Annotated in this window: 17 protein-coding genes and 1 pseudogene; 11 read left to right on the top strand and 7 right to left on the bottom strand. The window is 71.5% G+C overall.

Features of this window, described 5'->3' with window-relative positions:
* Nucleotides 1-24 precede the first annotated feature (24 nt).
* From E2C05_RS04325 to E2C05_RS04290, 8 genes are all read left to right on the top strand, one after another.
* Nucleotides 25-780, top strand: a complete 756-nt coding sequence (locus tag E2C05_RS04325; RefSeq protein ID WP_133218374.1) for an SDR family oxidoreductase — start codon at nucleotides 25-27, stop codon at nucleotides 778-780.
* 265 nt (nucleotides 781-1,045) lie between these two features.
* Complete coding sequence (locus tag E2C05_RS04320; protein WP_200305205.1) at nucleotides 1,046-1,957, top strand: MBL fold metallo-hydrolase; 912 nt, start codon at nucleotides 1,046-1,048, stop codon at nucleotides 1,955-1,957.
* A gap of 256 nt (nucleotides 1,958-2,213) precedes the next feature.
* Complete coding sequence (locus E2C05_RS04315) at nucleotides 2,214-2,606, top strand: DUF302 domain-containing protein (RefSeq protein WP_200305207.1); 393 nt, start codon at nucleotides 2,214-2,216, stop codon at nucleotides 2,604-2,606.
* A 124-nt stretch (nucleotides 2,607-2,730) separates the two neighbouring features.
* Nucleotides 2,731-3,918 carry a sulfite dehydrogenase gene (gene soxC / locus E2C05_RS04310; protein ID WP_205082712.1) on the top strand — a complete coding sequence of 396 codons (1,188 nt, stop codon included), beginning with the start codon at nucleotides 2,731-2,733 and terminating at the stop codon, nucleotides 3,916-3,918.
* A 7-nt stretch (nucleotides 3,919-3,925) separates the two neighbouring features.
* Nucleotides 3,926-4,465 (top strand): c-type cytochrome, encoded by a 540-nt coding sequence (locus tag E2C05_RS04305; protein ID WP_200305211.1) that lies wholly within the window; start codon nucleotides 3,926-3,928, stop codon nucleotides 4,463-4,465.
* A 136-nt stretch (nucleotides 4,466-4,601) separates the two neighbouring features.
* On the top strand, nucleotides 4,602-5,108 hold the full coding sequence (locus tag E2C05_RS04300; RefSeq protein WP_133218370.1) for a DUF983 domain-containing protein: 507 nt from the start codon (nucleotides 4,602-4,604) through the stop codon (nucleotides 5,106-5,108).
* Nucleotides 5,109-5,286: 178 nt separating this feature from the next.
* A complete protein-coding gene (locus E2C05_RS04295; protein WP_158291947.1) occupies nucleotides 5,287-6,252 on the top strand; it encodes a catalase family peroxidase in 966 nt (321 codons plus the stop codon).
* Between the two features lie 128 nt (nucleotides 6,253-6,380).
* Entirely contained in the window at nucleotides 6,381-6,911 is a 531-nt protein-coding gene (locus E2C05_RS04290) for a cytochrome P460 family protein (RefSeq protein WP_133218368.1), read from the top strand.
* 578 nt (nucleotides 6,912-7,489) lie between these two features.
* Here E2C05_RS04290 and E2C05_RS04285 read toward each other — a convergent pair.
* The 6 genes and pseudogenes from E2C05_RS04285 to E2C05_RS04265 all read right to left on the bottom strand — a co-directional run bounded on the left by E2C05_RS04285 (nucleotide 7,490) and on the right by E2C05_RS04265 (nucleotide 17,240).
* Nucleotides 7,490-12,220, bottom strand: a complete 4,731-nt coding sequence (locus E2C05_RS04285) for an FG-GAP-like repeat-containing protein (protein ID WP_133218367.1) — start codon at nucleotides 12,218-12,220, stop codon at nucleotides 7,490-7,492.
* A 482-nt stretch (nucleotides 12,221-12,702) separates the two neighbouring features.
* A pseudogene (locus E2C05_RS34515) lies at nucleotides 12,703-12,838 on the bottom strand (IS3 family transposase); the annotation flags it as partial.
* Complete coding sequence (locus E2C05_RS04280) at nucleotides 12,828-14,159, bottom strand: hemolysin family protein (RefSeq protein WP_133218366.1); 1,332 nt, start codon at nucleotides 14,157-14,159, stop codon at nucleotides 12,828-12,830. The pseudogene E2C05_RS34515 and the gene E2C05_RS04280, both read right to left, overlap by 11 nt.
* A gap of 132 nt (nucleotides 14,160-14,291) precedes the next feature.
* Entirely contained in the window at nucleotides 14,292-15,128 is an 837-nt protein-coding gene (locus E2C05_RS04275; protein WP_133218365.1) for a hypothetical protein, read from the bottom strand.
* A gap of 911 nt (nucleotides 15,129-16,039) precedes the next feature.
* Nucleotides 16,040-16,243 carry a hypothetical protein gene (locus E2C05_RS04270; RefSeq protein WP_133218364.1) on the bottom strand — a complete coding sequence of 68 codons (204 nt, stop codon included), beginning with the start codon at nucleotides 16,241-16,243 and terminating at the stop codon, nucleotides 16,040-16,042.
* 82 nt (nucleotides 16,244-16,325) lie between these two features.
* Nucleotides 16,326-17,240: a hypothetical protein gene (locus E2C05_RS04265; RefSeq protein ID WP_133218363.1), complete on the bottom strand. Its 915-nt coding sequence runs from the start codon at nucleotides 17,238-17,240 to the stop codon at nucleotides 16,326-16,328.
* 211 nt (nucleotides 17,241-17,451) lie between these two features.
* On the opposite strand from E2C05_RS04265, the gene E2C05_RS04260 reads away from it, so the two are divergent.
* The 3 genes from E2C05_RS04260 (at nucleotide 17,452) to E2C05_RS04250 (ending at nucleotide 19,988) form a co-directional block, all read left to right on the top strand.
* Nucleotides 17,452-17,904 (top strand): YsnF/AvaK domain-containing protein, encoded by a 453-nt coding sequence (locus E2C05_RS04260; protein WP_200305213.1) that lies wholly within the window; start codon nucleotides 17,452-17,454, stop codon nucleotides 17,902-17,904.
* On the top strand, nucleotides 17,901-18,788 hold the full coding sequence (locus E2C05_RS04255) for a YsnF/AvaK domain-containing protein (protein WP_133218362.1): 888 nt from the start codon (nucleotides 17,901-17,903) through the stop codon (nucleotides 18,786-18,788). Before E2C05_RS04260 ends, E2C05_RS04255 begins: the two co-directional genes overlap by 4 nt.
* Before the next feature lie 111 nt (nucleotides 18,789-18,899).
* Nucleotides 18,900-19,988 (top strand): fatty acid desaturase, encoded by a 1,089-nt coding sequence (locus tag E2C05_RS04250; protein WP_133218361.1) that lies wholly within the window; start codon nucleotides 18,900-18,902, stop codon nucleotides 19,986-19,988.
* A gap of 428 nt (nucleotides 19,989-20,416) precedes the next feature.
* Here the strand turns inward: E2C05_RS04250 and E2C05_RS04245 are convergent, their stop codons facing one another.
* Complete coding sequence (locus E2C05_RS04245) at nucleotides 20,417-21,676, bottom strand: CinA family nicotinamide mononucleotide deamidase-related protein (protein WP_158291945.1); 1,260 nt, start codon at nucleotides 21,674-21,676, stop codon at nucleotides 20,417-20,419.
* Nucleotides 21,677-21,903 lie beyond the last annotated feature (227 nt).

The following is a 21,903-nucleotide window of genomic DNA, read 5'->3' as shown; positions in this document are numbered from 1 at the left end:
TTCGACACAGCGAGGATTGCAGCCATGCCGGGCATGCTTGCCGGAAAGATCGCCATCGTCACGGGAGGCTCGACGGGCATCGGCCTCGCCACCGCCAAGTGCTTCGCGTCCGAAGGTGCCAGGGTCTTCGTCACTGGCCGCCGGGCGGCGGAACTGGCCGATGCCGTCGCCGCGATAGGACCGGGTGCGACGGGCATCCAGGCCAACTCCGCCGATCTGGCCGATCTCGACAATCTCTACGCGCGCGTCAGGACCGAAGCCGGTCGCATCGATGTCCTGTTTGCGAATGCGGGCGGCGGCTCGTTCCTGCCGCTCGGCGAGATCACCGAGGAGCAGTACGAGGACACCTTCAGCCGCAACGTGAAGGGGACCTTGTTCACCGTGCAGAAGGCGCTGCCGCTGCTCGCCGACGGCGCGTCGGTCATCTTGACCGGCTCCACCGCGGCGTCCGGCGGCACACCTGCATTCAGCGTCTATGCCGCGTCGAAGGCGGCGATCCGCGCCTTCGCGCGCAACTGGATCCTCGACCTGCAAGGCCGCGGCATCCGCGTCAACGTGCTGAGCCCCGGCCCGACGCGGACGCCCGGCCTCGTCGGTCTCGTGGGGCCCGGCGCCGTGGAGCAGCAGGGGCTGCTGGACCAGATGGCGGCGCAGGTCCCGCTGGGTCGTGTCGGCGAGCCGGATGAGATCGCCAAGGCAGCACTCTTTCTGGCGTCCGATCATGCGAGTTTCGTCACCGGCTCGGAACTCTTCGTCGATGGCGGCGCAGCCCAGATATGACGGCCAGCATCCGAACCAGCATGCTCCGCCCCTTACCCGAGCCATCCCCAGGGGCCGCATCACGCCTTCGGATGGTGCCGCCATCGATGCCTGGTGGCGCGATCGCATCCCGAGCCACCCGACCGACCGATCTTGATGGCCCGCGCCGCGCCCGGCGTCCGGACGAGGCACCTCGCCCCACCGGCAGGAGATGCCAATGACCCGCAGGCCCCACCACCCGCCGTCCCGCCGCGGCTTCTGCCTTTGTTGCCTGGCGGCGCCGGCCTTGGCCGCCACCGGCGTCTGGCTGACGCCAAGCCAGGCCTTTGCCGCGGCTCAGGGCATCGTCGACCGCATCAAGGCCGCCGCCGCGGAGGCCCCCATCACGGTGCACCGGCTGCGCGGCGACGTCGCGGTGCTCGAAGGATCTGGCGGCAACATCGTGGTCCTTCTTCGACCGGACGGAAAGCTGCTGGTGGATGCCGGCATCAGCGTCTCGCAACGGCAGCTCGGCGCGGCGCTGGCAGCGCTGGGCCCCCAGCCGGTCACGCATGTCATCAACACCCACTGGCATTTCGACCATGCCAACGGCAACGAATGGCTCAGCCGCTTCTCCCCGACCATCATCGCGCACGAGAACACGCGGCGGCATCTCTCCAGCATGCAGCGCGTCGAGGACTGGGATTTCGACTTCGCGCCTCTGCCGCCCGCGGCCCTGCCGGGCGAGGTGTTCGCGGCAGAGCACACCCTCACCCTGAAGGGCAACACCATCTCGATGCGCCACTACGGTCCGGCACATACGGACAGCGACATCGCGGTGCGCCTGGTCGAGGCCGATATCCTGCACGTCGGCGACACCTTCTGGAACGGCGTGTACCCCTTCATCGACTATTCCACCGGTGGCAGCATCGACGGCTCCATCCGGGCGGCCGAGGCGAACCTGGCGGCGACGAACGACAGGACCGTCGTCATCGCGGGACATGGCGCACCTGTCAGCAACCGCGCCGGGCTTCTGGCCTACCGCGACATGTTGGTCGGCATCCGCGACAGGGTGGCGGCGCTGAAGCGGCAGGGCATGTCCGTCACGGAGATCGTGGCGGCGAAGCCGACGGCGGACTGGGACGCGAATTGGGGCGGCTTCGTCATCGATCCTGCCTTCTTCACGCGGCTCGTGGCGCATGGTGTCTCAGATGCGTGAAGCACCCGCCAGAGCCATACCGCGCTCGGGCGATGCCATCGCTCCGTCCGGGCAAGCCACGGAACGCCTGAGCCATCCATCGCTGCGGGGCCTGGCAGGCAGGCCGGGGGACACGCTCCGCGCATGGCGGCCGTTATGCCTGGCCGACGGAACTTCCACCATGACGAGGCCGCGCGTTCTGTGGAGGCGCATGGTGGCGTGCGGTTGCATCATCACGGCGGCATGGACAATGCCGGCAAAGGCGGCGGAGACGGCGATGGTCCCGGTCAAGCGGCTGCAAAGTGCCTATCCCTTCGCCGACACTCTTCAGAAGCTCCGGTCCGCGCTGGAGGGCAAGGGCTTCACGATCTTCGCTGTCATCGACCAGCGGGAGGCCGCTCGCTCGGCCGGCCTCGACATGCCGCCCACCACGCTTGTCATCTACGGCAATCCGATGGGCGGCACGCCGCTGATGCTGGCCGCACCGGATTTCGGGATCGAGCTGCCGCTCAAGCTCCTGGTCCGGGAGGAGGCTGGGGGGCGGGTCCTCGTCGTCTACACACCTGCGCAAGCCCTCGAAGGCCGGCATGGTCTCCCTGCGGGCCTCGCCACGAAGCTCGCGGGCGCCGAGCCGCTGATGGTGGCTGCCATCGGTGCGGCAGCCGATTGAGCGGCCGCCCATGCCCCGTTTGCCGCCAGCCGGCCAGGTAACCCGCAGCATGACGCCGACCGCCGCGGGGGCTGGATCTGCGCCGACGCGCACTCGGCCGTCACGCCGCCGCATGCTTGCCGGCATGGCAGGCGCCACCATGGCCGCGCCTGCTGCCGCCGATACCCTGGCCGAGGTTCCACCGCGCGGCCCCGGCGCGCCGCTCTCCGCGACCAGCGAGCGCTCCGGGTACGTGCATCTCGGGCGGATCCCGGAATCGACACCCGGCCGACGTCCCGTGGACCCGGGCGAGGCAATCAACTCGAAGACGCCGCTTGGCCAGCTCGTCGGAACGATCACGCCCGCCGACCTGCATTACGAGCGCAGCCATGCCGGCGTGCCTGACATCGATCCCGCCCTGCACCGGCTGCTGGTCCATGGCATGGCAACGCGTGAGCGCGTCTTCACCATGGACGATATCCGCGCCATGCCCACCACCTCGCGCATCGCCTTCCTGGAATGCACCGGCAATGGCTGGGAGAACTGGAAGACGGCCCCGCCGGACGTGACGGTGCAGAATACCCATGGGCTGGTCAGCACCAGCGAGTGGACCGGCGTGCCGCTCGCCTATGTGCTCGACCTTGTCGGCGCCGACCCTGCCGCCACCTGGATGCTGGCCGAGGGCGGCGACGGCGCGGCGGTGGCCCGCAGCATCCCGCTCACCGACGAGATCATCGCTGAAGGCATGTTGGCCCATGGCCAGAACGGTGAGCCGCTGCGGCCGGCGCATGGCTTTCCGCTGCGGCTCTTCCTGCCCGGCCTCGAGGGCAACCTGAACATCAAGTGGCTGCGGCGGCTGAAATTCGGCGACCGGCCCTTCATGACGCGGTGGGAGACCGCGCGCTACACGCAGCTCCAGGCCGACGGCTCGGCCCGGCAGTTCCAGCTGCGACAGGAGGTGAACTCGGTCATCACGGCGCCGTCCGGCATGATGCAGATCCGTCCCGGCTTCAACCGTGTCACCGGCCTCGCCTGGAGCGGCCACGGCCGCATCACCCGCGTCGAGGTCAGCACCGATGGCGCCCGCACCTGGCGGGACGCGGCGATTGCCGGGCCAGCACTGCCCAAGGCACAGGCGCGCTTCCAGGCGGACTGGGTGTGGGACGGCACCCCGGCCAGGCTCGTCAGCCGCGCGACCGACGAGAAAGGCAACCTGCAGCCCGACCGGGCACGCTTCATCGCGCAGACCGGAACGAATGCCCTGTTCCACTACAATGCCCAGCAAACCTGGGCGGTGGATGCCGAAGGGAGGGTGCGCAATGTCCTGGCCTAGGCCCGGCGTGCTCGGTCTGCTGGCGGCGCTCGCCGGCGGCCTGGCCGCGACTGCCGCCGAGTTCGGCCGGCCAGCCAGCCAGGACGAGATCGCGTTGTGGGACATCGACATCCCGCCGGACGGCACGGGGCTGCCACCCGGCAGCGGCAGTGTTGCCCGGGGCCTTCAGGTGTTCGAGGAGACCTGCGCCGCCTGCCACGGGGATCGGGGCCAGGGTGGCATCGCCGACCGCCTGGTCGGCGGACAGGGCAGTCTCGGCTCGGCACAGCCCGTCAAGACGGTCGGCAGCTTCTGGCCCTATGCCACGAGCCTCTTCGACTATGTGCGGCGCGCGATGCCGTACCCGGCGCCGCAGACGCTCAGCGATGACGATACCTATGCTGTCGTTGCCTACATCCTGAGCCTCAACGGGATCGTGCCGGGTGACGCAACCCTGAGCCGCTCGACGCTGCCTTCGATCCGGATGCCGAATCGGGACGGCTTCGTTCCGGACAAGGAATTCAGTGTGATCCACAACGCCCGCCAGAGCCCGCCCCGCACGCCATGACGAACCTCGACGCCATCGGCACCGTCGGGAGGTTGGTGATGCCGTCGCGCGGGATCGCTCTCCAGCAGGTTTCGGCGCGGCCCCATGACCTGGCAGGCAGGCCCGTGGGTTTCGGCGATGCAGGCAGACGCGCCGGATGGACGGGAAGCTGGATGATGTGGAGGCCGGGCCCGGGTCGGCCGATATGAGGAGGGATGCCGCCATGCCGGCAGCTGCAACGCCTGAAGGCGCCGCAACAGCCACGGATGCGCAGCTTGCCAGGCGATCCGCGCCGAATCTCTGGCTCGGGCTGCGTCGTGGCGGGTCGCGGGCCTGCCCGGCCTGTGGGGAGGGAAGGCTGTTCCGCGGTTATCTCGCGGTGATCCCCACTTGCCCGGTATGCGCCAACGACAATGAGCAGTACCCCTCCGACGATTTTGCACCCTACGTGACGATGTTCCTGGTGCTGCACCTGATGGTGCCGGTCCTGCTCGCTGTCGACCGGGCCTGGTCCATGCCGATGGGCGTCGAGATGGCCATCGCGCTTCCGCTCTTTGCCTTCTCCACACTGGGTCTTTTGCCCTTCGCCAAGGGGGCCGTGATCGGCTTCGCATGGTCGCGCGGGGTGACTCGCAAGCCGGTCGCCTTCTCGAACTCCGCTTGAGCGGCCTTCGCCCTGGCAAGTCCCGGCGAAGCGGCCCTGGATGCTTCAACGGCCACCGGCGGCCGCCCGGGTGCCGATACCGCAGGCAGCGTGGACGCGGCTGGCACGCTGTCCACCCCACAGGCCGAACGCACCGTACAACCTTCGGAGCAGCACGATGATAGGTCGCAGTCTTGCCTTGGCCTTGCTGATGGCGGCCAGCGCGGGTGGTTGGCCGGCGGACGCCCAGGACAACGCCCAGCTTGGGCAGCGGCTCTTCGACGTGATGTCGCGCAACAACCCGGCATTGCCGCCGGGCCGGCGTGTCAACCATGTGAAGGGAGAGGTGTTCCGCGGCACCTTCACCGCCGGCCCGGACGCCGCCGGGCTCAGCACGGCGCCGCACCTGCAGGGTGCCGCGGTTCCGATGGTGATCCGCTTCTCCGACAGCGGCGGGTTCCCGGCCGTTCCTGACCGGGACGAGCCGGTCCACGGCATGGCCATGACCTTCCTGCTGCCGGATGGCAGTTCCACCGACCTCATGTGCATCAACGTGCCGGTGTTCGTGACGGCAACACCGGAGGAGTTCATCACCTTCAACGAAGCGCTGCAGGCCAGTCCGCCCGGCAGTGCCTCGCCCACGGCGATCCAGCGGTTTGTCGCGGCCCATCCGGAGACGCAGCGCTTCCTGGCCCTGCTGAAACCGATGCCGCAGGGGTTCGGCACCGCAAGCTACTTCGCCATTCATGCCTACCGCATGACCAATGCGGCCGGCGAGACGCATGACGTCCGCTGGCGCATCGTGCCGGAAGCTGGCGAGCTTACCCGCAGACCCGAAGATGCCGCCGCAAGCCCGCCGAATGCCCTGTTCGAGGAGATGCATGATCGGCTGGCCCGCGGCCCGGTGGCGTTCCGCCTGCAGGTCCAGGTGGCAGAACCCGGCGACCGCACCGACAACGCCACCATTGCCTGGCCCGACAGCCGCCGGGTCGTCGACCTCGGGCAGATCCTGGTGACATCGGCGGTGGCGAATTCCGCCGAGGCCGAGAAGCCGCTTGGCTTTCTGCCGGGCAAGGCGCTCCCTGGCCTGGAGCCTGGGAGCGATCCGTTCTTTGCCGCCCGCGCCGCCGTGTATGCGGTGGCGTTTCGGAACCGGAATCCCTGATGACCGGGCAGCGCTGGGCGCGAAGCCCGGCATGATGTGGATCGTGGCCGAAGCGAAGAACGCGCACCAAGCCAGGATCCGTGGGAGTCGACAGGTCGGGCTGCGCCAGCGAATGGGAGGGCCGCTGAATGGCATGGACATCGTCGCGCGGGCTGGCAATCGCAGCGGCAACCTGCGTCACCGTCGCATTGATGCCGCCCATGGCAGGCGGTGCCGACGACGATGCCTCGGCGGTCTTCGGCGTCACCCTCCCGGCTGGCTATCGCAGTTGGCACCTGATCAGCGTCGCGCATGAGGCGGGTGGCCTCGACGACCTGCGGGCCATTCTCGGGAACGACATCGCGGCGAGGGCCTTCCGGGAGGGCACGAAGCCCTTCCCGGATGGGGCGATCATCGCAAGGCTGGCCTGGCGGCACGTGCCGTCGGCCGAGAACAATGCAGCCTTCGGACAAGCCCAGTCCTTCGTCGCTGGACCCGCCACCAACGTCCAATTCAGCGTGAAGGATTCGACGAAATACGCCGGCACCGGAGGCTGGGGGTTCGGCCAGTTCGAAGGTGGCCGGCCAAACCGCGATGAAGCGCTGCTCAATACCTGCTTCCCATGCCACAGCCGCGCGCCGGCCCAGGCCGACTTCGTCTTCACGCGCTACGCGCCTTGACTGCGACCAAGGCGCTCCGCCGCAGCGAAGCCCAGCAGCAGGGCGCGGTCGCGGGCGCCGGTGGGACCGTCGCGTCAGATGGCGACGCGGCGTCCCCAGCCGGCGAGCGATGCCGACGCGGCTGTCGCGTGTCGCCGGGTGCGAGCCCGGCGAAGGCTGGCCGGCCATGCGATGGGCGCGGCTGATGGCGGCCAGCCGGCGGCGCAGCGTGCCGCAGGCCTGGGTGGCGGCGAGACAGGCAGCGACGGTCGCCGGGTTGGGCGGCAGGGCGGCGACGTCCCGCTCCCGGCACCAGGCCACGAAGCCGGTCCATTCGGTAGCAAAGGCGGCCAGCGTCGCCGGCGTCCGCGCCACCGGGGCGGACAGGCCAGGATCGCGTGTCAGACGCCGCACCGAGTGCGAGATGCCGCTACCGGAATGCTGCCCTATGGCGGGGTGAGGATCGCCGGTTCTCACCCGGCCGCCCTCCGCAAGGCGCTCCAAGGCCGCGCCAGGGCAACGGGACGGACCGCGGCCATACCTGCCCGTGCCGGCCACCCCCTTCGGCTGGTCCGCCGGTGCTGCCGAACACGCCGCCGTCACGCCACCGTCCAGTAGGCGCCCGGATCCGGCAGTGAGACGACGCTGCGAACCGCGATGCCGTCCATCAGCCAGATCGCCAGCGCCCCGACATCGCTGCGGAACAGGATGTCGGCGCGTGCGTCGCCGTCATAGTCGCTGACCGCCGCCACCTGCCAAGCCGCGCCGGGTTGCCCGACCAGGCCGGCGCTGGTCACCGCCGGCCCGTCCAGCAGCCAGGCCACCACCGCGCCCTGCGGGCTGCGCCAGAGCAGGTCGGCGCGGCCATCCCCATTCAGGTCGCCCGTGCCGGCCAGCGTCCACTCCGGCCCCACCTGCCCCAGCACGTCGGCGCCGAGCAACGTCGCCCCGTCCATCCGCCAGGCCAGCACGGTGTCGGTCAGCGGCGTCCGCCACAGGATGTCGGCGCGGCCATCGCCGTCGATGTCGCCGGTGCCGCGGATGGACCAAGCCGGATCCACGCTGCCGATCACCGCCAGGGTGAAGGCTGCCCCGTCCCGCAGCCAGGCCGCCACCGTGCCATCGGCGGCGCGCCAGAGGATGTCGGCGCGGCCATCGCCGGTCAGGTCGGCAAGGGCGGCCACCGTCCAGGATGCATCGACCGGCGGCAGGCGATCGACCCCCAGCACCGTGAAGCCCTCCATGCGCCAGACGGCCAGGCTGCCGTCGCTGCCGCGCCAGAGGATGTCGGCCCGGCCATCGCCATCGACATCGCCTGTGCCAGCGACCTGCCAGTCCCGCCCGGGCGTGCCGAGCAGGGCGCCGCCGGCCGGCGCGCCGTGATCGATCCGCCACAGCACCGCCTCGCCGCCCTGGCCGCGGAACAGGATATCGCCGGTACCGTCGCCGGCGAAGTCGTCGGCGACCGCCCGCGGGGACAGCAGGTCCAGTGAGACAATGCCGCTCGCCTGGGCCTGCCCGTCGGTCAACACCAGAAGGAAGCTCGCGCCGGTCTGGTCGCCGCGCTCCGGCTGGTACAGCCAGCCGCCAGCCTGCTGCGCCAGGCTCCCCTTGCTTCCGGGCGCGAGACCGAGCCCGAGGACGGACACCGCATCGGCCTCCGGATCGGCCCAGCCGGAGAGGAGGTCCGCCGCGGTGATTCGGACCGCCAGGTTGGCCGGCGCGGCGGCCAGTGCCTGCGCCACGGGACCGACCGGCGCGTCGTTGGACGGCGCGACGGCGACGGTGATGCTGGTCGCCGGCGGGGTGGCGTTGCGGAAGCCGGACACCAGGCCGTTGCCCGCGCCGATCACCAGATCCGGCCGGCCGTCGCCATCGATGTCCCCCAGCGCCGGCGTGGCATTCGGGAGGAAGATGACGGCGCGGGCCTGATTGATCGAGACCAACGGATCGGGATTGAAAGGCTGGAAGGCGGTGCCGGTGTTGCGGAAGGCGGCGAGCGCGCCCGCGGCATTGCCGATGACGAGGTCAACCCGCCCATCGCCGTCCAGATCGGCCAGCGCCGGCGCACTGTTGTCGCCGGCATCGATCCCAGCGAACAATGCATCCAGCGCGAAGTCGCTGGCGAAGCCGACGGCCGGGCCGTAGTTGCGATAGACCGCGAGCTTGCCGTCCGGGCCGCCGACCACCAGGTCCGCCAGCCCGTCGCCATTGAGGTCGGCCAGCGCCGGCTTGACGGAGAATGGCGTCGTGATCGTGGCGAAGGGGTTGCCGGCGAAGGGCTGATAGCCAGCGCCGGTGTTGCGCCAGGCCAAGAGGTCGCCGGTCTTCGAGCCCACTACCAGGTCGGGCAGCCCGTCGCCGTCGATATCGCCGAAGGCGGGGGCGCTGTTCCTGACGTCGCCGAGCCCGGGCACCAGGTCATCGGACAGGATCCGGAAGCCGATCTCGGTGTTGCGGTAGGCGGTCAGCGTCCCGCTCAGCCCGCCCACCACCAAATCCGCGCGGCCATCCGCGTCGAGGTCCACGATCGCCGGCGTGCCCGCGGTGCGCAGGCTGATGGCGGCCAGCGGCGCCGGGAGGCCGGGGGCGCCGGTGAGGGCACCGAAGGCCAACCGCCCTGGCCCACCCAGCGCGCCGCCATTCGCCTGCACCAGGTCGAGCGTCAGGGTGCGGAACAGGGTTGGCGTGTCGCTGGCATCGGCGAAGGCGAGGCGGCCGAGCAGCGCCTTCACCGCCGGCGCCGTCGCCGCGCCGTTCAGCAGCACAGAGAAGGGCGCGCCGATGCCGCCCGCGGCGTTCCCGATCACCGTGTCGCCGTAGCGGATGGCGGCGCCGTCGAAGCCGATCTGCCCGGGCCCGCTGCCCTCGGGCAGGATCGTCACCCGGTCCTCCGGCAGCAGGCCGGCGATGGTCACCCGCGCGCCGGCCAGCGTATCGCCCCGGGTGAAGGTCACGGCGGGGTCGAGCAGGCGCGGCGCGGCGTTGACCTCCGCTTCGGCGAAGGCGGCGAAGAGACCGAAGCCGGTCAGGACCGGCACCTCCGGCAGGTTCCCGACCGCGATCGCCAACGCCTTGGACCCGGTGGCGACGCCGTCCGACGCGATGACGGTGATGTCGTAGACATTGTCGCCGCCCTGGTCCTGCGGCGCCTCGTAGTCCGGCGCCGCCCGGAAGCGGACGGCACCCTGGGAGTCGATGGTGAAACGCGCCGCATCGGGCCCGCCGAGCGACCAGGCGAAGCTCGTCGTCCCGTCCGGGTCGGTGGCTATGGCCTGGTAGGCGATGCCGGTGTCGTTCTCAGTGAATGGCGCGGCGGCGCCGGAGGTGATGACCGGCGGGTCGTTCTGCGGCGTGACGGTGACGGTGAGGGTCGGAAGGGCGGCGGTGCCACGCCGGATCGACGTCGCGCCGGAAGGGCTGCCGACCAGCAGGTCCGATTGCCCGTCCCCATCCACGTCGCCCAGCGCCACGGTGGCGAAGCCCTCGCCATTGCCGATGCCGGCGACAGGGTTCGTGGTGAAGGGGATGAAGCTGGTGCCGGTGTTGCGCCAGGCCGCCAGCGACCCGTCCCGGGCGCCGACGACCAGGTCCAGCCGGCCATCGCCATCGAGATCGCCGAGCGCCGGCGCGCTGAAGAGGCCGACATCGATGCCGGCGAGCGGGTTGGGACTGAGGGCGGCGAAGCCCGCGCCGGTGTTGCGCCAGACATCCAGCGTGCCGTCATTCCTGCCGAGGACGAGGTCGACCCGGCCATCGCCGTCGATGTCGCCGAGCGCCGGCACGCTGTTGGCGCCGACATTGATCGTGGCGAAGGGGTTGGTGGGGAAGAGGCGGAAGCCCTCGACCGTGTTGCGCCAAGCCGCCAGCGTCCCGTCCCGGTTGCCGAGGACGAGGTCCGGCCGTCCGTCGCCGTCGAGGTCGCCGAAGGCCGGCGTGCTGTTCAAGGGCCCGCTGACGGCGGCGAAGGGATCGGGCGTGACGGCCGCGAAGCCGGCGCCGGTATTGCGAAGGTAGGTCACCCCGCCGCCGCTGTTGCCGGCGACGAGGTCGGGCCTGCCGTCGCCGTCGATATCCTGCAGCGCCGGCGCGCTGAACCCGAACAGCGCAAGGGTGCTGACTGGCGTGCCGAAGGCCGGCGTGACGGGCGCGCCGGTCTTCTGGCCCTTCGTGTCGGTCACCACCAGCGTCAGGCTGCGCGTCGGCGCCGGCGTGTCGCTGACATCGGCATAGGTCAGCGCGCGCAGCACCGCCTGCGCCGCCGCCGGCGTCGCCTTGTCGTTGAAGGACAGGATGAAGGGCAGCCCGACGCCGCCTGTCGCGCTGCCGATCACCGTGCCGCCGAAGCGGACGGCGCTGCCGTCGAAGCCGACCTGCCCGGCACCGTTGCCCTGGTTGAGGAGGGAGATCCGGTCCTCCGGCAGCAGCCCCGCGATGTTCAGCCGCCCGCCGGCCATGCCGTCGCCGGCGCCGAGGATGGCATTCGGCAGCAATGGTTGCGGCGCCGCGTTGACCGTGTTCTCCCCGAAGGCCGGCGCGGTCGGCAGGCCGGTCAGCGCCGGAAGCTCGCGGACATCGGTGACAATGATGTCCACGGGCAGGGAATCGGTGGCCGTGCTATCGCTGACCGTGACGGAGATCTTGTAGAGATTGTCGGCGAAGGCGTCGGCCGGCGCCTCGAAATTCGGCGGCGTGCGGAAGCGGACCGCGCCGGTCGCGTCGATGGTGAACAGCGCCGCATCGGGGCCGGAGAGCGACCAGGCGAAGACGGGCGACGCATCCGGGTCCACCGCGGTCGCCTGATAGGCGATGCCGGTAATGGTCTCGGCGACCGTCGCCGTGGCGGGAGAGGTGATGGCGGGCGGGTCGTTCTCCGCCGTCACGCTCACCGTCACGGCCTGGCTGAAGTCGGCAGCCGCGGGATCGACGACGCTCAGGGTCAGGCTGCGCGTGGCGGCCGGGGCGTTCGAGATATTCGCGTAGGTCAGCGCCTGCACCACGGCGTCCAGTTGCGCGGCGGTGACGCCGGCGCCCAGGTTCACGGTGAAGGTGGCGCCGACGCCGCCGCTGGCGGTGCCGACGAGTGCGCCGCCGAGGCTGACGAAGGTGACGCCGCCTACGACTGCCAGCCCGACCTGCCCCGCCCCGGCGCCCTGGTGCTGCAGGGCGACGCGGTCCTCCGCCAGCAGGCCGGAGATGATGAGGCCGGTGGCGCGCGAGGCGCCGGTGTAGGTGACGGCAATGCTGCCATCGATCACCTGCGGCGCGGCGTTGACCGTGTTCTCCGCGAAGGTGACGGACCCGGCCAGGCCGGTGAGACTGATCGCCATGCTGCCCCCGTGGCGTGGATCCGGTCCGCACCGGCAGCGTAAAAAATACTTAATGTCTCCTTTTCATACAAGCAACGACATGCTGCGCTGCGGCTGGCAGCGCGCGGCCTTGGGATTGGGGAAAGGGCAAGGCCATGGCCATCCGGCCAGCCTTGCCTCGGGTCCGGTGCGCCTTCGCGGACAGGCACGGTCCGCACCGGATTGCCCACGAGACGGATCACGGCATCCGGCCTTCCCCGTCATCCGGCAGCGCCCGCCAAGCTGCCGCTCAATGCCCCCCAATTCTTGGGCAAGGCGGTCTTGTCGGCCATGGGGCTGTCCGTCAGCCGCCAGGCGAACCCGCCCGCGCCCTCTCCGAGGCATGGAGGGTCTCTCCCCAGTGCGGGCATGGCCAGCAGGGACGTGGTCCGATGACGCGGCCTGCCGAACCGCGCCGCTCAGCTCAGCTCAATCAGGATCTGGGCGCGTCACCAATCAGCACGCGGACCGAGATGTGCCGACGCCTTCCGCTGGATCTCGTTGGCCTGGCGCAGCGCGCGCTTCGCCCGCTCCAGCGCCTTGATCCCGCCCCTCGCTCGTCGGCCCGGCTCGCTCGCCGCCGTGCCGCTCATGCTGCTGGTGAGCCGCTGCCGACCCGCCGCGTGACAAGAGCAACCGCGGCACGCACCGGGGTTGCCAACAGCTTGTCGATCCGCCGGCCATCGAGATCCACCACCTCGAAGCGCCAGCCTTGCGCCTCCACCACCTCGCCGACCGGCGGCAGGTGGCCCGCCGCTGCCAGCACGAAGCCGGCAGCGGTGTGGTAGCTGCGCTCCTTCGGCAGCGCGATCCCGACCAGCTCGGCCATTTCGTCCGCGGGCATCCACCCGGCCAGGAGCCAGGACCCGTCCTCGCGGCGCACCGCAGCCGGCTCCTCGCCCGGCTCCGCGTCCGACCGGAGGGCGCCGATGATCGCCTCGGTCAGGTCGGTCGGCGTCACGATGCCTTCGAAATGGCCATGCTCGTCATGGACGAGCGCCATCGGCACTTCGGCCGCGCGCAGTGTGGCGAGCACCTCGAGCGCATCCGCCGTGTCGGGCACCACCGGGGCTCGGCGCGCCGCGGCCCGGAGGTCGAGCCGCCGCCCGGCGAGCAGCGCCGCAAGCAACTCGCGCGACTGGGCGACGCCGAGCATGACCTCGGTCGATCCCTCGCCGACCGGCAGGCGGGAATGCGCGGTCCGCATCAGCACGGCACGTATCGCCTCGTCGTCGGCGCCGGCATCGAGCCAATCCACCTCGCCGCGGGGTGTCATCACCCCGCGCACCGGCCGGTTGCCGAGCCTGAGGACGCCGGCGATCATGTGCCGCTCGGCGGCCTCGATGGCCCCGGTCCGCTCGGCTTCCGCGACCAGCGCGCGCACGTCATCCTCGGTCACCCGCTCCTCCGGCGCCTCGGCGCGACCGAGCAGGCGGAAGACGAGGTCGGTCGAGGCATCGAGCAGCCAGCCGGCGGGCGTGGCGACGCGCGAGACGACGGTCATGGCCGGAGCGACGGCGCAGGCCAGCGTCTCGGCATGGCGGAGCGCGAGGCGCTTGGGCGCCAGCTCGCCTATCACGATCGAGAGATAGGTGACGAAGGCGACGACGAGGCCGAAGCCCAACGGCTCCGCCACACCCGAGGGCACCCCGAACGCCGTCATCCAGGCGCCGAGGCGCCCGCCGAGCGCCGCGCCCGAGAAGGCGCCGGCGAGGATGCCGACCAGCGTGATGCCGATCTGGACCGTGGAGAGGAAGCGCCCCGGATCCTCGGCGAGCGCCAGGGCCGCCTGGGCGCCGGGGCGTCCCGCCTCGGCCATGGCGCGCAGCCGGCTCCGCCGGGAGGAGACGACCGCGAGCTCCGAGAGCGCGAAGACGCCATTCAGCACCACCAGAACCAGGACGACGGCAAGATCGAACATTCGGCCTCCACGGATGGACCGCCAGGGCGGGCGGCGGCCAGCATGTGGGACATAGTGGCGCCTGCGGGCAACGCATTGCGGGCCGGCGGGCAAGGGCGGCATGGGCGCCCGCGTCGCCGACCCAGGGCAGCCTCAGTCCGCCTGAGGAATTCCGGCAGGGTGGAAGCTCTTCCGCTGCACCCAGCGGAAGCCCTCATGCTTGGTGATGGCGGCGATCTCGACCGCGCCGCCGACGCTCTTCGGCAGGAAGACGGCGAAGCGGACGAAGCCGATCGTGGTCTCGACCAGGTAGCGCGCCAGGTCGATCGCGTCCTGGATCGGCATGGCGGGGACCGAGAGCGTCGCATAGAGCTCCCGGACCAGCTCCTCCTGCAGCGTGCCGGCTTTCTCCGCCGGCATGCCATGCTTCACCAGCGCATCGCCGATGTCGAAGCCGAGGCCGAGGATCAGCCGGTTGAGCGCCTCGTACTGGCCGTCCCACATCACCCCGAAGCTGGTCTCGTCCATGATCCGCCGCGGCGGCGGGCAGGCCTGCCCGCTCATGCTGACCTCCCAGACCTCGGCGAGCGGCCGGCCGGCGGAGTAGCCGCAAAGCCGGAGCTGCAGGTTGGTCGGCTCCGGGCAGGGCATGGCCTTCTCCTCGAAGAGGAAGGTCCGCAGCCGTCCGGCCACCTGCTCCATCGTGTAGCGCTCGGCTTCGAGGCTCCAGTCGGGATGCGCCGGGTCGCGCCCGGCGAAGCGCCGCCGCAGATCCTTCAGGAGAGTTTCGACGGACTCATTGCCGATGCCGCCTGCCCCCGTGGACATGGCCCCGATGGGAAGCCCTTCGCAGAGATTCGTGATCTTGTTCGCATGGGTGTAGACCTGCCCGCTTCCCATGGTGCCGGCGCTGTCGGCCGCCATGACGATGCCGTCGTTGATCTTGACGGAAACGATGATGGTCACGGTGGTGTCCTTCGCGTTCGCCATGACGAGAGGACGCGACGGGCGCGGAGGTTGCGTCGTCCCAAGGTCGAGACTGGCGAAGCCGCGATGCGGCCCGGTATGGCCCGCAACCGGATCGCCGCGGCCCCGCCTGTATCCCGATGCAGCATTTCGCTCGACGCTTTCCTTGTCCAGCGTCCCAGCCGCGATGGCGCGTCGCCCATCCGGGTCTCGCGGCGCTGCCGATCGCCGGGCATGCCGGCGATGCGGCGTCGATGCGCTCCAGCCAGGCTGCAAGCGACGGCGCGTTTGGCATGGTGCCCAAGCCGGTCGTGCCGGATGATCAGGCGGGCCGGGCCGATGCGACGAGACCCGCGGCATGGCGGCGCCGCAGCGCGCCCTGCTTGCCAAGCTCGGCTCCGATCTCGCCATCGGCATCCGGGCCATGGCGGCGACACGCGGCGTCACACTGTCGCGGCCGATGCCCCGCGGGCGGCGCCGGTCGCGCGGGCGAGCCTGCACGCGCCGGGTCGCCAACACGCCGCATGACGGAACGCAGCGTCGGCCCCGCGGCAGCACGGGGCACTCAGCCTCCGGCGGCCCGGTGGCAGGGACGCTCTCTCCGCCGGGTCCAGCTCGCCGACACGGTCCGTGGACAGCGCTGGCCGTGGCGCCCGGCACCAACCGGATCTGCGGCGTCCTGCCGGCCTGCGGTGCAGCAGCCGGGCGCCGAGGCCGCCCTGGAACGAGGCGAGAGGCGGCGGCCGAGGGTGGACCGGGTAACGCGCCGCTCTCGCACGACAGCCGAGAGGCTGCCGTGCGGACGACGGCCAGGCCAAAAGCGGATAGCGTCTCAATCCAGCAACGGCCCGTCCCCGCCGCCCTGATTGCCGGCCAGGGGCAGGACAGGGAAGCAACGGGGCGGGGGCACATCCGGGCCTGGTCGGCCAGCCGCGTCAGTCGTCCTCGCGCGGGGTGTCGGGCGTGTCGGAGTCACCGGCATCGGAGCCGTCGCGCGGCTCGACCCGGTGCGTCTCCCGCATCAAGGCCAGGGTGTCCCGCAGGGTACCCGCCCAGTCGCCGCCATTTGCCTCGTGCAGGGCGCGCAACGGGGGCGCCAGCCGCGCGATCAGGGCCGCGTCCTTGTCATCGAATTCCATCGGTCACAGTCCTCGCTCGGGTTCGGCGGCGTGCAGGCGGCACCGGCCGCGGCCCCGAAGGAGGCCGCGGCTTGGCAGGCGGTCAGGCCGGGCGACGGACCAGGCCAGGCGCCAGGAAGGCGACCCGGTCGCGGGTGGCGCGGCGGGCGCCGAGCACCGCCGCAATCGCCCCGAGCAGCAGCGCCGCGACGGTGCCGAAGGCGCCGATCGAAGTGGCGCGCGCCGCCGCGTCGGCCGCCTGGCGGGCGCGGGCGGCGGCTTCCGTCGCGGTGCGCTGCGCCTCGGTCTCCATCGCCTGAACACGGCGCGAGGCTTCGGCCGGCGGGATGCCGAACTCGGCCGCGACCAGCGCGTCCAGCCGGGCACGCTCATCGCCGGCGAAGCCGCCGCGCGCGATGCGGCGGCCGAGCAGGGACGTGATCTCGGCGCTGCGCTGCTGGGTGTTCATCGCCTGCGGATCGCCGCCGGTGCCGCGGAGCGTGTCCCGCGCGCGATCAACCAGCGCCGTCGGCGAGACATCCGGCACGACCTGGCTGGCGACGCCGGAGACCGCCGAGGCAGCACCCCCGACCACGCTGCCGGCGGCGCTGGTGGCCGTGGAGGCGAGGCCCGCGAGCAGGTTGCCGATCAGCACGGCGGAGACCAGGAAGGCGACGGCCCAGACCGCGAGGCCGTGCAGGATGCCGTCCGTGTCGTCGGCCGTGCCGGACAGCCGCGCCGCCGTATAGCCGCCCGCCGCGAGGGCGAGGGTGTTGGCGACGACGAGCCAGATCGCGGCGCCGATGCCCATGTGGGCGGCGCCCGGCGTGGCCTGCGCGACGGCATCCACCGTGGTGGCGCCGATCGCGGCGCCGAGGATGTTGAGCGTGGCGGCGATCACCGCGGCGATGAGGCTGCCGGCAATGACGGCGCCCCAGGAGATGCGGGACGGCAGGGCTGGCCCGCCTGTGGGCAGGGCGGCGGTGGCCTGGACGGTGCCGGTCGTGTCGGATGGCATGGGGGACGCCTCGCGGAGTGGTTTGGTCGCGCAGCCAACGCCGCATGGATCGAAGGCGGGACGCTGCATTTCCGCATAGGGGCTAACCGGCTTTGTCGCCTGCCGGGGGGACCGGTTGGTCACCACCTCCAAGACCGGACGCCGAACCGGAGGGGCCCCTGGCCTTCCCGTCGACCCAGCGGCGCCGCGCCTGAACCGGAGATGTCCCAGCGTGGCGGATGACCCGAGAGCCGATACCGGGGCGGCGATCCCGCTGGTCGAGGAGCGCCTGGCCGTCGCGCGGCGCGCGGTCGAGACCGGCCGCGTCCGCATCCATCTCTCGACCGCGACCGAGGATGCGCTGGTGCAGGAGACGTTGCGCGGCGAGCGCATGGAGGTCGAGCGCGTCACGCTCGGCCTCGAGGTCGCAACGGCCCCGGCGGTGCGGGAGGAGGAGGACGGTGCGGTCCTCGTCGTGCCCGTGCTGGAGGAGATCCTGGTGGTGGAACGCCGGCTCGTCCTGAAGGAGGAGCTGCGGATCCGCCGCATCGCCACGACCGAGACGGTCGAGGAGACCGTCCCGCTGCGCCGCCAGGTGGCGAGCGTGGAACGCCTGCCCGGAGCCGCCGCACGCAGCCCCGAAGATCAAGCCCGTCCCGAGGACGGCACCGGAGACCCAGCATGACCCAGACGACCCTGACCGCCCTGTACGACACGCGCGGCGACGCCGACACCGCGGCCGAGCGGCTGGTGGCGGAAGCCGGGCTCGGCCAGTCCGACATCACCGTCATCGCGCAGGAAGCGGGCGCGGCGAAGGAAGGCGGCTTCCTGGCCTCCCTGAAGGACCTGTTCATGCCCGATCAGGACCGCGGCACCTATGCCGAGGCGCTTCGCCGCGGCGGATTCCTGCTGACCGTGCGGGCGGAGCAGCACAGCGCCGAGCAGGCCATGGACATCATCGAAGAGCACGGCGCCGTCGACCTCGACCAGCGCCGGCAGGCCTGGCGGACGACGGAGTCGGCCGCCGAAGGCGCGCTGCCTGGCGTCGCAGCGGCACCGGCGCCCTTCGCCCGCGAGCCCATCTCCACGCCATCCCCCTCGGCCGCGCTGGCGGCCCCGGCCGGGCGTGCCGTCGCCGGCGGCGAGGCGGAGACGATGGACCTCGTCGAGGAGAGGCTGCGGGTCGGCAAGCGGGAGGTGAACGGTGGCCGCGTGCGCGTGCGCAGCTACGTGGTGGAGACGCCGGTCGAGGAGCAGGTGTCGCTGCGCGAGGAACATGTGGGCATCGAGCGGCGGCCGGTTGACCGCGCCCCGACCGCGGCCGATGCTGGGTTGTTCGGCGAGCGCGTGATCGAGGCGACCGAGACGGGCGAGGAAGCGGTCATCGCCAAGGAGGCCCGCGTCACCGAGGAAATCACCCTGCGCAAGGACACCGAGGAGCGGGTCGAGACCGTGCGCGACACGGTCCGGCGCACCGAGCTCGAGGTGGATGATACCCGCAGGGCCGCTGCTGGTGGCATCGCCGCGGCGCCGAAGCTCGGCAAAGTGGATCCCGCGCCGCGCCGCTGACCGTCGAAGGCTGGCCAAGACAGGGTAGGAAGGGGGCGGCACCAGGATGGGCCGCCCCGTCTCCGCCACCCGGCGCAGCCGCAACGCCCACCCCGTTCGAGAGCCGACCCTATGCCTGAGACGACCAGCACCGCCAGCCCGGCAGACGCCGCGCCGGACGCCACCCGTCCCGCCTTCGGCCTGCGGGAGCTGAGGGTGGTCACCCAGCGCTTCCAGAGGGCGGTGCCGCGCACCGCCGCATGGCAGCTCGCCACCACTTTCCTACCGCTCCTGGCCGTGCTCGCGGCGATGCAGGCCGGCCTCGCCCTGGGCTGGTGGTGGGCCCTGGCGCTGGCGTTGCCGGCGGCAGCGCTGACCGTGCGCGTCTTCGCCCTGCAGCATGACGCCGGGCATGGGTCGCTCTTCGCGACGCCGCGCGCCAACGACCTCGTGGGGCGGCTCTGCTCGCTCTTCACCTTCACGCCCTACGGGCACTGGCGGCGGCAGCATGCGGGGCACCACGCGGTCTGGAACGACCTCGACCGCCGCGACCGTGGCACCGACATCTACTCCACCTGCGAGACCGTCGCCGAGTACCGCGCAATGGGACCCGGGCGGCGACGACTCTACCGCATCCTGCGCCACCCGCTGCTCATGCTGCTGGTGTTCCCGCCGCTGGTCTTCCTCCTGCTCTATCGCCTGCCCTATGACGCGCCGCTCGGCTGGGGGCGGGAGCACCGCAGCGTGCACCTGACCAACCTGTCCCTCGTCATCCTCTATGGCGGGCTGGCAACGGTGCTGGGGGTCGGGCCGGTGGTCGCCGGCGTGGTCGCCGTGATGGTGCCGGCGAGCATCACCGGCGTCTGGCTCTTCTCGGTGCAGCATCGCTTCGAGGGCGTGCACTGGGCGCGCCATGCCGCCTGGGACCGGGTGGCCGCGTCGCTCGCCGGCAGTTCCTACCTGCAACTGCCGGCGGTGCTGCGGTGGGTGACGGCGAGCCTCGGCTTCCACCACGTGCACCACCTCGCGCCGCGGATCCCGAACTACCTGCTGGAGGCCTGCCACGAGGCGCACCCAGCCTTCGCCACCGTGCGCGTCGTCACGCTGCGCGAAGCCTTCTCGGCGCCCGACCACCTGCTGTGGGACGAGGAGGCCGGCCGCATGGTGACCATCAAGGACGCCGATCGCATTCCCTTGCCGACGTCCTCAGCCACCGCGTGAGGTCAGCCATCGCGGTCGGACAGGGAAATCGTTTAGAGCTTTCGTTCCCGGGTTCCCACCGCGGCGCCGGTGGGACCGCTCAAGATCTGTCTCTCCGGGTCGGCGCAGTGTGCGGAAGCCGATCCTCCCGGCCGCTCTCCGCCGCGATCCTGACGGTGCAGGGACGGAACGCAGGCCTGACCATCTTTCCGTAACGCACGAAAGATGCCGGATCTTGAGGGTCGGCTGATTTCGCCGTCAGGGCGCGGCTAGCGGTTCTGGCACGGCCTTTGTGCCCGTGCGGCGCCCTCGACTGAGTGAATCGACGGCCCTGCCGATCCGCGGGTGCAGGGGAACCTTCCCACCGGCCCCAAGGGGGCGACGGTGCCGCATGCCCGTCGCCCGCCAGGGCCGGGACCGAAGGCCGGTGTCTTCGAGCCCAGCAGCCCTCAACGCCGCTCGAAGTCCAGCCGCTCGTCGGTCGGGAGGCCGAGCAGGTGGCGGCGCAAGGTATCGAGCGCCATCTCGCCAGCACCGAGGCGCACCCATTCACGGCCTCCGACCAGCCGTGCCTCCCGCATGATCCTGGCCTCGGGGCCGACCAGGCCAATGGTGATGGCGCCGCCGATATCCCCGGCTTCCCTGCCCCCCTCCATCGTGACCAGCACGGCAAGGACATGCGTCGCGCCGCTCTGCTGCTGCAAGGCCAGGCAGACCTCCAGAGCCGTCGCCGGCGAGGCCTCCCGCGCCGCGCCATCGACGGCGGCCGCCAGCGCCGCGGCGTCGCGGCTGACCAGGCCTCGTCGGACGATGTCGTCCGCGCCCTCCACCTGCAGCAATCGAGAGGCGATAGCGCCGCCGGTGAAGGTCTCGGCGAGCGCCAGCGATCCGCCGCGCGCGCGCAACGCGCCCAGCACCACCGCCTCAAGGGTCTGGTCATCCTCGGCCACGATGAAGCTGCCCAGCCGCCGTCGGACCTCGGCTTCGATGGGTGCCAGCTTGCGGTCGAGGTCATCCCTGTCGGCGGCGCGCACCGCGAGCTTGGTCTCAAGCTCGGGGTAGTGGGCCTGGAAGCCCAGCTTGACGCCTCCGCCGGGCGCCAGGGCCTCGATGCCCGCCAGCATCTCGTCGGCACGCGATTCGCCGATGCCGAAGGAGTGAAAGCGCTTCAGGCGGGTCACCCCTTGCAGGCCGGCGCTGGCCAGGAGCCGCGGCAGGACCTGCTCGTCCAGCATCCGCCGCATCTCGCGCGGCACGCCGGGGGTGAAGTAGAAGCGGGTGCCCGCTATGATGACAGCGAAGCCGCAGGCCGTGCCGATCGGGTTGTCGACGAACTCGGCGCCCGCCGGCAGCATCGCCTGCTTGCGGTTGTTCGGCGGCATCGGCCGGTTGCGGCGCGCATAGAACGCCTCCATGCGCGCCAGCCATGGCTCGTTCAGCACAAGAGGCACGCCGGCTGCCTCCGCCGCCACCTGCTGCGACAGGTCATCGACCGTCGGGCCGAGGCCGCCATTGACGATCACCGCATCGGCCCGCGTGGCCGCCAGGCGGAAGGCCGACAGGAGGCTGGCGCGGTCGTCGCCGACCGTGGTGCCCCAGCATACCTCCAGCCCGGCATCGCCCAGGCGCTGGGCGATATGGCTGTAATTCGTGTTGATCGTCTTGCCGGTCAGGATCTCGTCGCCGGTGCAGAGTATCTCGATGCGCATCGTGTCTCCCCGGGGCTTGCCGGCCTTGGCGCAGCCGCCTGGCCTGCCGCCGATCGCTGGTGCCGCTCGCCTGGCCTGCCATGGTGCCCAAGCCCATCCCGGCCGCAAGCGAATGCCGTTGCGCGAATGCTTCCGCATGTCCGGGCCTTGCGCCTGTCGAACGCACGGGCGCGGCTGGAGCCAGCCGCCGGCGAAGTCGGCCGGCCGCCGGCAGGCGCATCGTCTGC

Origin of the sequence: Paracraurococcus ruber (assembly GCF_004353985.1) — a bacterium.
GTDB classification, from domain to species: Bacteria; Pseudomonadota; Alphaproteobacteria; order Acetobacterales; family Acetobacteraceae; genus Paracraurococcus; species Paracraurococcus ruber.
This window is presented reverse-complemented; position numbering and strand designations above follow the sequence as displayed.

Excerpts from the sequence above, each read along its gene's own strand:
- E2C05_RS04300 (WP_133218370.1), top strand. The coding sequence starts at position 4,602 with ATGGACGGGAAGCTGGATGATGTGGAGGCCGGGCCCGGGTCGGCCGAT.
- E2C05_RS04290 (WP_133218368.1), top strand. The coding sequence starts at position 6,381 with ATGGCATGGACATCGTCGCGCGGGCTGGCAATCGCAGCGGCAACCTGC.
- E2C05_RS04285 (WP_133218367.1), bottom strand. The coding sequence starts at position 12,220 with ATGGCGATCAGTCTCACCGGCCTGGCCGGGTCCGTCACCTTCGCGGAG.
- E2C05_RS04250 (WP_133218361.1), top strand. The coding sequence starts at position 18,900 with ATGCCTGAGACGACCAGCACCGCCAGCCCGGCAGACGCCGCGCCGGAC.
- E2C05_RS04270 (WP_133218364.1), bottom strand. The coding sequence starts at position 16,243 with ATGGAATTCGATGACAAGGACGCGGCCCTGATCGCGCGGCTGGCGCCC.
- E2C05_RS04265 (WP_133218363.1), bottom strand. The coding sequence starts at position 17,240 with ATGCCATCCGACACGACCGGCACCGTCCAGGCCACCGCCGCCCTGCCC.
- E2C05_RS04325 (WP_133218374.1), top strand. The coding sequence starts at position 25 with ATGCCGGGCATGCTTGCCGGAAAGATCGCCATCGTCACGGGAGGCTCG.
- E2C05_RS04255 (WP_133218362.1), top strand. The coding sequence starts at position 17,901 with ATGACCCAGACGACCCTGACCGCCCTGTACGACACGCGCGGCGACGCC.
- E2C05_RS04280 (WP_133218366.1), bottom strand. The coding sequence starts at position 14,159 with ATGTTCGATCTTGCCGTCGTCCTGGTTCTGGTGGTGCTGAATGGCGTC.
- E2C05_RS04315 (WP_200305207.1), top strand. The coding sequence starts at position 2,214 with ATGGTCCCGGTCAAGCGGCTGCAAAGTGCCTATCCCTTCGCCGACACT.
- E2C05_RS04245 (WP_158291945.1), bottom strand. The coding sequence starts at position 21,676 with ATGCGCATCGAGATACTCTGCACCGGCGACGAGATCCTGACCGGCAAG.
- soxC (WP_205082712.1), top strand. The coding sequence starts at position 2,731 with ATGGCAGGCGCCACCATGGCCGCGCCTGCTGCCGCCGATACCCTGGCC.
- E2C05_RS04275 (WP_133218365.1), bottom strand. The coding sequence starts at position 15,128 with ATGGCGAACGCGAAGGACACCACCGTGACCATCATCGTTTCCGTCAAG.